This is a genomic window from Limnofasciculus baicalensis BBK-W-15, from assembly GCF_024178385.1.
GTDB classification, from domain to species: Bacteria; Cyanobacteriota; Cyanobacteriia; order Cyanobacteriales; family Coleofasciculaceae; genus Limnofasciculus; species Limnofasciculus baicalensis.
Genome location: NZ_JAMZMM010000233.1, coordinates 1 through 9,758, shown reverse-complemented (window position 1 = coordinate 9,758; position 9,758 = coordinate 1). Strand labels below are relative to the sequence as shown.

7 protein-coding genes are annotated in these 9,758 nt (G+C 42.4%); 1 reads left to right on the top strand and 6 read right to left on the bottom strand.

Annotated elements, in window-relative coordinates:
• Positions 1-419: 419 nt before the first annotated feature.
• The gene (locus NJ959_RS19845) at positions 420-656 is read right to left on the bottom strand and encodes a hypothetical protein (RefSeq protein WP_254013474.1); all 237 of its coding nucleotides are present in this window, start codon (positions 654-656) and stop codon (positions 420-422) included.
• A 148-nt stretch (positions 657-804) separates the two neighbouring features.
• Between NJ959_RS19845 and surE the strand changes: the two genes are divergently transcribed.
• A complete protein-coding gene (gene surE, locus NJ959_RS19840; RefSeq protein ID WP_254013473.1) occupies positions 805-1,611 on the top strand; it encodes a 5'/3'-nucleotidase SurE in 807 nt (268 codons plus the stop codon).
• Between the two features lie 94 nt (positions 1,612-1,705).
• Here the strand turns inward: surE and NJ959_RS19835 are convergent, their stop codons facing one another.
• From NJ959_RS19835 to mnmA, 5 genes are all read right to left on the bottom strand, one after another.
• Positions 1,706-1,957: a hypothetical protein gene (locus NJ959_RS19835; RefSeq protein WP_254013472.1), complete on the bottom strand. Its 252-nt coding sequence runs from the start codon at positions 1,955-1,957 to the stop codon at positions 1,706-1,708.
• A gap of 238 nt (positions 1,958-2,195) precedes the next feature.
• Positions 2,196-4,550, bottom strand: a complete 2,355-nt coding sequence (locus tag NJ959_RS19830; RefSeq protein WP_254013471.1) for a tetratricopeptide repeat protein — start codon at positions 4,548-4,550, stop codon at positions 2,196-2,198.
• Positions 4,551-4,741: 191 nt separating this feature from the next.
• Positions 4,742-6,418 carry a hypothetical protein gene (locus tag NJ959_RS19825; protein ID WP_254013470.1) on the bottom strand — a complete coding sequence of 559 codons (1,677 nt, stop codon included), beginning with the start codon at positions 6,416-6,418 and terminating at the stop codon, positions 4,742-4,744.
• A 420-nt stretch (positions 6,419-6,838) separates the two neighbouring features.
• Positions 6,839-8,107: an RNA-guided endonuclease InsQ/TnpB family protein gene (locus tag NJ959_RS19820; protein ID WP_254013469.1), complete on the bottom strand. Its 1,269-nt coding sequence runs from the start codon at positions 8,105-8,107 to the stop codon at positions 6,839-6,841.
• Positions 8,108-8,575: 468 nt separating this feature from the next.
• Positions 8,576-9,661 carry a tRNA 2-thiouridine(34) synthase MnmA gene (gene mnmA, locus NJ959_RS19815; RefSeq protein ID WP_256529490.1) on the bottom strand — a complete coding sequence of 362 codons (1,086 nt, stop codon included), beginning with the start codon at positions 9,659-9,661 and terminating at the stop codon, positions 8,576-8,578.
• Between the last annotated feature and the right edge of the window lie 97 nt (positions 9,662-9,758).

The window sequence follows — 9,758 nt, the reverse complement described above, 5'->3', positions numbered from 1 at the left end:
TAGCTTATTAACAAATAAGTTGAACCGCCGAAGGGCGGTAAAGCCAGTGTAGCAAAAGGTTTTAACCTGTTGCTGTAGGAGAATGAAACAACCCTCCCCCAACCCCTGCCCTGCAAGGAGAGGGGAGTAAGATTTTTATCTTATATCGCTTATTTTGAGTGCGATCGCTTATTAATTATTTATAAACATCACCACGGACACCAATGGTTGTAACAACATATAATTGATTAATCTGATCCTCTACAAACAAAATTCGATATTTACCCACTCTTAAACGACTTTCTGATCTACCTTTCAACTGTTTTAGATCGAGTCCTTCCATACCTGTCACTAGCCCATCTAAAGCACGAATAATTCTTACTCGATCTTCAAGTCTCAGACGTTCAAGATACTTTTGGGCTGGTTTAAGTAGAATATAATCAGCCCAAATTATCTCCTAATAATTTACGTTTCAATTCCTGAGAGGATATCCCCGGATCTTTTCCAGAAATATAATCTTGCCATGCCGAGGCACTTTCCTCTAATAATTCACTAGGGATATCCTCATCATCATTCATAGCATCATTGACAAGTTGCTTTAAATCTTTTAATAAACGCAACTGTTCCGTTAAACTAAATCTTTGAATCTCGCCAAGAACATCGTTATAGGTCATCATTGCTATAGCCGTAAAGACTTACCAGATATTTTATCACAAATTCTGTACTGCGATCGCGCAGTTTGTAGTAGGGCTAAAGCCCCACAGTTTGTAGCGATATCGAGCTAGAATCGAACAATGATTTTTATCTTTGGCACTACCTTACTCCATGAAATTGCTCATCAGCAACGATGACGGGATCTTTGCCCTCGGTATTCGCACTCTCGCCGACACCTTAGCAGCAGCAGGGCACGACGTTACCGTAATTTGTCCCGACAGAGAAAGATCCGCGACAGGGCACGGTTTAACACTCCACGATCCCATTCGCGCTGAAGTTATCGATGGCATTTTTCACCCCAAGATTAAAGCTTGGTCTTGTTCCGGAACCCCGTCAGATTGTATTAAACTAGGATTAGGCGCATTGATTGACAGTCCCCTGGATTTTGTCCTTTCTGGCATTAACCACGGCTCTAATTTGGGGACAGATGTTCTCTACTCTGGCACAGTTTCCGCTGCAATGGAAGGCGTAATTGAAGGAATTCCTAGTATCGCTTTCAGTTTGACTAGTTACAAGTCTCAAGAGTTTGAAGTAGCCGCAATATTTGCCAAAAATCTAATCGATCAACTATCCGCGCAACCCCTTCCTAATTTAATGTTGCTCAATGTCAATATTCCACCAGTAAAATTATCAGAAATTGCCGGAGTTAAAATTACCCGTCAAGGGATTCGTCGCTATTTTGACACCTTTGAAAAACGAGTCGATCCACGGGGGAAAACCTATTACTGGTTAGCAGGTGAAGCTGTGGAAGATCTTGAACAACCTACTCATATTCACCTACCTGATGATGTACCCACAGATGTCCAAGCTATTCGCGAAAAATACATTACCATCACTCCATTACAATATAATCTCACCGATACGGCTAGTGTATATAGTTTGCAGAAAATCTCTTTTAGTGGAGGTTTAGTATCATAGTGTGATGGGGAATAGTACAGACTAGAAACCCGGTTTCTTAAAGAAACCGGGTTTCTGGAGTACACCTTAGAAACCGGGTTTCTAAAATGAATTTTTACTCGATTTTTACATGATCTTTAAAGACGTACCAACTTGTTTTCCCATTAATTTTTTGACCCTCTGCCAAGGTAAAACGATAGTGATCGTCTTGTATTTTAGGATCGACGAAAACCTTTAATACTGTCTCAGGATTGAAGTATAGTAGTTTCTTTTTTGCCTCTTCTGTAAGATCTTTTAGCTGTGCAGTATTGTCTTTGAACGGGGTTTGGGTTATAATACGCAATGTTTTTGTCGTTGTAGTTGCCATTATGTTTTTTGACTCCTAAATATTCCATCTCGTCTTGATACATTATAAAATAATATTCTCTAGTTGTAATAATTAAAATTCAGGACAACAATTAAATAATGATTAAATTCAGCCTCTATCTGTAGGGTGCGTTATGCTTTGCTAACGCACCATTCCAACTATCAAGAGGATAGAGAGAATTTTAACTCAAAACGGACTTCGTCCCGCTGCGCTAACAAAACTCTCCTCCCCTAGCCCCTTAATACCGCTCCCAATAAGGCTGGAAACCTCGGCGTTTGAGAATATCAACCTCCAAATGCTCCACCCGATTAGTTAATTGTGGATTAGGAGTACCAGTTTCAGCTTCTTGCTCCGCATTCAATGCTTTAAACTCTTTCACCGCTGTAAAAGGTTGATCCAAAGCAGCATTCAACTCAGCCAAATTTTGCCGTGCGGCTAGATAACCGGGACTAATTTCCAGCACCCGATTATAGAAAGTCTTCGCCTCCAAATATAGCTGTTGGGTAAACTTCACTCCACCCAAAGCCATCAGCGCCCCAATATTATCAGGTTCCCGCTGCAAAATTTCCCGATAAGCTTGACTTGCTAGTCCATAATCCTTGAACAATAACGCTAATTCCCCCTTAATAAAATAAGGACTAATGTTATCAGGATTACGAGCAATTAACTCATCTACTAGGATTAGTGCTTGTTTGGGATCTCGCTTCGCAATTAATTGTAGTCGTCGCAATTGTACCGGAGTATTATCTGGATCTACCTCTAACAGAGCATTATAGAGTGATTCCCGCTTCTCAGAGGCAGGTAAAGCACCTACTAAACTGAATAATTCTGATGGTAAATCATTAGCGGGACGAGTTTTCAGCCATTGATCTAAAACCGCTTCAGCTTCAGCTTCCGAAATCCGCTTCCCTTGATATGCGATCGCACTTCGTCCCAATTTAATCTGCAAATCATTAGGATTGCGGGCTAAGAGCTGATCGTAAATTGCGATCGCATCATCAGCTCGCCCTTGGGCTAAACGAATTCCTGCTAACCCTCGCAAAGCGCTATTCATTAAGTCACTATTGGGATTGCTTTGCATAATTTTCTGATATCGAGAAGCACTAGATTCTAGTTTGTTTTCCCGACGATCAACTTCAGCCAGTAACAATTCTGAAGTTAAATCCGATGCCCCAGCACTAGTAGCTTTGTAAGCGGCAATTGCATCCTTAGCTTCCGCCAGTTTATTCTCTTGAATGAATATTTGAGCCACCCGAAAATGTAAAAATGGCTCATTTACACCAGCCTTAATTAAACTCTGATAAACTGACAGCAAAGCCGGATCTGGTGGATCTAAAGGTACTAATGCTGTCGCTATCGCACGGAGTTCAGCTTTATCAGTGGGTAGTGGTTGCAGAAGCCGATTCAACTGCTGTTGCAATTCCGCACGAGAAATACGTCCCAATTGACTAGCTAAAGTTAACCGTTTTAGCACTAAACTGCGATTATTCGGTTCCTGCTGCAATAGTTGTTCATATAAATCTAAAGCAGCGGCTTTTTCTGATGGCAATTCACTAAAAACATTCGCAATTTCTGTCACTAAAGCAAAGGAAGAATTCGGTTTTAAAACCTGACGATATAGCGTTACCCCTTCCTGATAAAGATCGGTGCGACGTTCCTTCCTTCCAATCGAAGTAAGCGCTCTTGCTAATGGTAAAGCCGCATCCGCACGACCGCGCAAAGGAGCTAAAATTGCTAAAGCTTGGGATAATTGTCCCGCAGCACTATATGATTGAGCTAAATCGGCTCGCAGTTGAATTGTCGTGCTATCCAGCTTTTGAGATTGTCGCAACTGAGTTTCCAGAATCTGCACCGCAGCAGAAGCACTTCCCGTTTCTCGCAACGCCAAAGCATAAGCTCCTGCTGCATTACTAGGAACAGTTTTGCCCAGAGCTTGGTAACGCTTGAACAGAATTAATCCTTGCTGAAAATCACCACTATAAGTATAAATTTGAGCCGCACCCAGAATAGTATCTCCAGAAGGATTATTAGCCAAAAGCAGTTGATAATCTGCTAAAGCTTCAGGGAAACGTCCTTGGTATCCTAATAGCAAAGCCCTTTGAGAGCGGGCAGTTGTACTATTAGGATTTAGATTTAACAAGCCAGTAAGAGCCTCAATCCCACGAGCTTGCCACTCTTGTTTATAAACCCCCATTTCTCCCACAGCTTTCAGAGCCGTTTGGTTATTAGGATCTCCTGCTAATACTTGGTTATAGGCATTCCAAGCATCATCATTACGCCCTCGACGCTGATAAGCAATTGCCAACCCTAACTTCCCTTCCAAAGATTGAGGATTACTGCGCAAAAATTGCTCAAATGCCCGAATCGCATCATCTACCAATCCTTTCTCCAGGAGTGCATAACCTTGACGCACCGCCGCTGGAAGTGCTTGAGCCTCAGCAGCAGGAATTACAAAGTTTATCGGTAATAGAGGAAATCCTCCCGATAATCCTAAAAGCATGAAGCAAGTTAATAAACGGGACCACTGAGTTTGGCTCTTACTAGGAGCAGAAGATGATATTTTCATTTCAGCTAAATGATCTAGTTTGTTCATAGTATTTGTTGTTAGTTGTTAGTTTTTAGTTGTTGGTTGTTAGTTATTTGTTGTTAGTTATTTTTTGTTCGTTGTTGTCCGGGCGACACTAGCTATCATAGTTATTTGTTGCGTGACTAACAAGGGGCTTAGAGCCAATTGTCCACCAACAACAAACAACCAACAACAAACAACCAATAACCAACAACAATTTACGGATAAAGCTGAATATCCGTTTTCACCCGGAATCCAACAATAGTTTCCGAAAAACCATCTCTTTCTTGCAATGTTATCCCCGCCCGAAGCCCCCTGGCAATCCGCATATCGTAGAATAATTCCCAGACATCATCATTTTTTGAGAAATCTGGACCATAAGCGTAACCTAATCCTAACCGAGCATCCTTGACGAACATATCTAAGAAATTGATTCCGAAACTATAAGTTTCTGCATTTTTATCTCTGTCAGTATTTTCCAGCCAACCATAACGAGCAAACAAGCCCATTTTTATTTGGGGAATATAATATTCCCCATTAAGCCCAAAAGCATTTTCGCGATCGCCTTCTCGCGTACCAAAGACTCCACCCCTCCCCTTATCTTTATCAGTAGCGTAAGTTGCCCGAAAAATTCCTGTACCAGCGCGGAATCCAATCTCGCTGGCAAAGGCATTTAAACCAAAATCACCCAGATTTCGTTCGCTAGAAAAGACAGCAGCTTTAGCTTCAATATTATCTGTAATATTCCAATTTAACAAAGCTCCTGGCCGGGAACCAATCCCTGCTGATGCTAGTGCTGGATTAGTTTGGAATAAGGGGTGAAAGAAATGAGTAGTGCTATCCTTCGCAAAGCTATTTCGGTCAAAATAAGACGTTAAATCCATTAAACCAGCAGTTAATCGGAGATTGGAATAGTTGGGGAGAGAGCCAGTAAAATATAGTTCGCTCAGACTAACTCCAGTGCCTTCCGTACCTTGAAAATCACTGCCTGATGCTAAATCAACAATTGCACCAAACAAAGCATGGGGAGAAACTGGATAAATTCCTCGCAACCGCAACCTTGCAGCGTCATCTCCCTGATTAAGATAAACACCTTGTACGTCTAAAGTAGGAGTTAATGCGTCACTTTTCTTTGGAGAATTTTCCGGAATCAATGAAGCATCTGGTTTCTTTTCTTCAGAGGATTGTGCTAGAAGTGGGGAGTGGGTTTTTTGGAGTGGGGAATGGGGAATAAAGTTATTCTCACCTGGCAATAACACTGTGGCATCAGGAGCAACCATTGGTTGTGCTGCTACAGTTAATTTCTCAGAAAGATTCTGTGCCAACCAATTTGGCATCGTTTCTACTACAGGCGGTTTAGAAACTAATCCCTCTGACATAGCTGTTGATTCAACATTCACAACTAATTTTCCTGGCAGGTGATACTTAATAGAATTTTCTGTATTTTCTGCTACAGGGGGCTTGGGAATTAATGCCTCTGATATAGAGCTGGGTTTAACTGTAACTACTAATCCCTCAGATTGCTCCTGTGGAAGTTCCTTTGCTGCTGAGATATTATCAGCTAACCTATCTGAAACTGGAGTAAGTTGATTGGGCAATTCCCCTGATGGATCGTGTTCAGTATAATCTGACACATCCAAATTCAGCTTTTCTTGCTGTTGCTCAAGTGAATTAATTTCGGAAATACTTTCATTATCTCCCTTCGTCGTTTGGGGAGATTGCTCTGAAAGATTCGCTTTAGCTGGTGCAGTTAGCAAAATAGCCGCTATCGAAAAAATTGATATCGCCCCCGCACCCGTTGAAGTGAGGGAGAATAGATAACTCAGCCAAACACGCAGTAAGGCTAGAGTAATTTGCTTATCAGTATGACTAACTTTTTGAATGATGTCTCTCATAATTACCACAACTTACTGACAGGTGTGCTTGAGTAGTTAATCCTTCTACTACTTACTTTTCAACGACTCCAAAAGAATCTCCGGACAAATTGCGACATGGCAGCGGCGCGGCAAAAACCCTCGGCAGACTACTCCGAAATGGATTTTGCGCACTGATTAGACCAAGTTTTTAGGAAAATCAGCAAAAATACCTCACGATTGGCAATCTGCTGTATCTCCGATAATGCACCTGACATCCTTGTACTACACTTCCTGAAGCTTAATTTCCAGAAAAAGTTTAAGGATAATTGCGATAGTGCCCTTCGCAGCCTGCCGTAGGCTAGCGCGTGCAGCAAGCAGATTGCACCTTCACTAGTAGCGATAGCCGATAACTATTTGACGTACTCCCCCTTCTTTTAGATGGGGGATTCTTAAAAGTTGTTACGAGGCACTCTTTTGAGATGCCTCTCCACCTTTCTTCCTGCTTCTAGAACTCTTAACTAGACTGTCGCCAGTCCCCGTCAGGTTGTCTCCACAGGCATTTTCTTTATTGTCCAGGATGCCTCCCACCCCAGACAGTCCTCGATTGCGGACAATTTGTGCAGCAGCTACATCGCGATGTGTTGTGTATCCACATTCAGGGCAAGCATGAATTCTCTCAGACAGTTTCTTTTTCCCTGTATGCGCGTCGCACTGAGGGCAGACTTGGGAAGTGTAATCTTTATTAACTTTGGCAAAATACAGACCAAGTTTCCAGCAAACCCAGCGCAGAATATTGATGAATTGACCGAATCCAGCATCTAGGGTGTGTTTGCCAAACATCCCCTTTGCCCACACCCGGAAGTCAATATCCTCTACAAATATCATGCCAGCGCCGTCACACAACTTATGTGCTAGCTTGAAGTGCCAGTCTTTCCTAGTATCACTGATGCGTTGATGAAGTCGTGCAATTTTCCGGTTGAGTTTGTGACGATTGTTTGACCCCTTTTGCTTATTTCTCAACCTGCGTTGGAGCAATTTAAGCTTCCGGTGCAATGAGTTTAAGAATCGAGGTCTATCAATTACAAGTCCATCAGAGGTTGCAAGAAACTTATCGAGTCCAAGGTCAATTCCCACCGGATGACCATGAAGCATAACATCAGGTACGGATACATCGCATTCCAACATCATCATCACAAAATATCCAGATGCTTTGCGAACAATCCTGGCTTGCTTAACGACAAAGCCTTCTGGAATCTCTCGTGACTTGATGTATTTTAACCATCCCAATTGAGGCAACTTGATTTGGTTGCCTTTTAAAAGTTGACCTCTCCCTAGCTGCGGATATACAAATGACCGCATTCGGTATCGGTTCTTAAACCTCGGGAAGCCCATACCCTTGCGCTTCATATCGACAAAGGCGGCTTCCAGTCTTTTAAGTACCTGCTGCAATGCTTGAGCATTGACGGTTGTTAGTTCTGGAAATTCAGCCTTAGCCTTAGTCAATGATTTGCACTGTTGGGCATAGTTAGGATAAGGAGCGTCCGCTGGAATGATGTACTCTGATTCTAATGAGCAACTATTAATCTGACACTTACGAGAGTTTGACCAATCTTTTCGTTCGCGCAGAGCAAAATTCCAGACTTTTCGACAGACTGTTAAGGTATGTTCGATAAGTTGAACCTGCTCTGTTGCTGGGATTGCTTTAAATTCGTATGTCAGATTTAACACTTGACTCACCTCCAGCGGAAATCTTAGCACGTTTCCTAGTAGAATCGGGAGACCAGAGGATAAATCCTCTTAATCGTTTTCATCCACCGCTTAAAAAGACGGTGGCTCTCAACTTCTGTGATGTTTTGGTAGGGGTGAAGCAAAAGCGCCCGAATCTGGTTAGGTAAACCCGAATACAAATACGCTTTTGCTTCACCCTGCCGTTAACAATAATAACGATAACTTGATCTTGGGGAAGAGATTGCGATCGCTTCGCTCAACCCAGGCATCGCGCCTTCGACACCAGTTATCGCCAATCCCATCCTAGGGGTGAAGCAAAAGCGCCTGAATCTGGTTAGGTAAACCCGAATACAAATACGCTTTTGCGTCACCCTGCCGTTAACAATAGAAACAATAACTCATCTTCGGGAATTGATACGCTTTTGCTTCACCCTGCCCTCAACAATAGAAACCATGGATTGAATGGAGTTACTTAAATTGCTCAATAATTCCACCACCCAGCAAGATATCGCCATTATACAAAACAGCCGCTTGCCCTGGTGTAATACTGAATTGTGGTTCATCAAAAATTAACTTCATCCGATTATCTTCCAGGGGAATTACTGTCACTGGTACAGCCGAAGAACGATAACGTACCTGCACAGATGCTTGGATAGGAGTTGTGGGTGGACTAATCGAAACCCAGTTAACCCGGCCAACAGTACATTCCGGTTGAGTTCCCTTAGTGCGATCGCCTACAATAACTCTATTCCTCACCGAGTCTAGCGCAATCACGTATAGAGGCTCTTTAGCAGCAATTCCGATTCCCTTCCGCTGTCCAATTGTGTAATTGTGAACACCATTATGCTGACCTAAAATCTTACCATCTAGGTCTACAATATCACCTTTATTTGGAGTAATATACTTATCCAAAAATTGCTGCATGGAACCGTGAGCCTCCACCAGACATAAGTCCTGACTTTCTGGCTTATCAGCAGTTTTGAGATTGTATTGAGTAGCAAGGTGTCGAGTTTCGGTTTTCTTCAGTTCTCCCAAAGGAAAGAGAGATCCTGCTAGTAAATCTTGAGTTAAGTCATACAAAAAATAAGATTGATCTTTGGTCAAATCCACTGCTCTGAGTAATTGATAACGGTTACTTGCCTCATCATAACGAATTTGGGCATAATGACCCGTAGCTATTTTATCAATACCCAATGTTTCGCGAGCATATACCAACATCGGACCAAACTTTACCGCCTTATTACACTGAGAACAAGGTAATGGCGTAATTCCCGCTTCGTAACCAGAAACCAGATAATCGATTATATTAGTTTGAAAAATATCCCGACTATCGACAATATGATGAGGAATGCCCAATTGTTCGCAAATAAACGCCGCATCAACCATCCCTTCAGAGCAGCATTGTCCCTTCCCTTTCATTAACCAAAGGGTCAAGCCAACGACTTCGTATCCTTGATGATGTAAAGTGGCAGCAGCGACGGAACTATCTACCCCACCGGAGAGACCAACCACGACTCTATTCATGAGACAATAAGTAACATCTTTGAAATACAATTATACTTCTTTTCGGGAATGGGGAGTGGAGAGTTTTGAGTTTTGAGTTTTGAGTTTTGAGTTAAAACTCCCCCTTGTCGCCCTAGTCCCCCTAGTC

Bases quoted from the DNA above. Each gene is read 5' to 3' on its own strand.
- NJ959_RS19825 (WP_254013470.1), bottom strand. From the start codon at position 6,418: ATGAGAGACATCATTCAAAAAGTTAGTCATACTGATAAGCAAATTACT.
- surE (WP_254013473.1), top strand. From the start codon at position 805: ATGAAATTGCTCATCAGCAACGATGACGGGATCTTTGCCCTCGGTATT.
- NJ959_RS19835 (WP_254013472.1), bottom strand. From the start codon at position 1,957: ATGGCAACTACAACGACAAAAACATTGCGTATTATAACCCAAACCCCG.
- NJ959_RS19830 (WP_254013471.1), bottom strand. From the start codon at position 4,550: ATGAACAAACTAGATCATTTAGCTGAAATGAAAATATCATCTTCTGCT.
- NJ959_RS19845 (WP_254013474.1), bottom strand. From the start codon at position 656: ATGATGACCTATAACGATGTTCTTGGCGAGATTCAAAGATTTAGTTTA.